Below are 391 nucleotides of genomic sequence, written 5' to 3'. Positions count from 1 at the left end.
TGTACCGGCTGCACCTCGCCTCGTTCCTCGTCTACAACGGCCTGATCACCTACACGATGCCCCTGCGGCTGCGGACCGGCATCGCGTTCGCGCTGCTGTTCACCGTGGCCATGGGGCTGCACTTCGTCCTCACCGACCGCGGCCTCGAGGAGCGCGACCCCCGGCGGTTCGCTGCACGCGGCCGCGGCGCCCTCGCCGCGGCCCTGCTGGCCGGCTGGGCGCTCTCCGCGGTGTTCGCCCCGAGCAGCACCGTCGTCGTCGCGCTGCTCACCGCGCTGCTCGGCGGCTCGGTCCTGCTCAACGTGTTCAAGGAGGAGCTCCCGTCCGGCGGTCGGTCCAGCTTCGGATGGTTCCTCACCGGGCTGTCGCTCTACTCGGTACTGCTCGGGCT

At 71.4% G+C, this 391-nt stretch carries 1 protein-coding gene; it reads left to right on the top strand.

The window, feature by feature from the left end:
• Positions 1–391 (top strand): hypothetical protein (locus J1M64_RS18640; RefSeq protein WP_206475169.1); only part of this gene is annotated, 391 nt, incomplete at both ends.

It is taken from the genome of Dietzia sp. KRD202, from assembly GCF_017168155.1.
GTDB classification, from domain to species: domain Bacteria; phylum Actinomycetota; class Actinomycetes; order Mycobacteriales; family Mycobacteriaceae; genus Dietzia; species Dietzia kunjamensis.
This window is presented reverse-complemented; position numbering and strand designations above follow the sequence as displayed.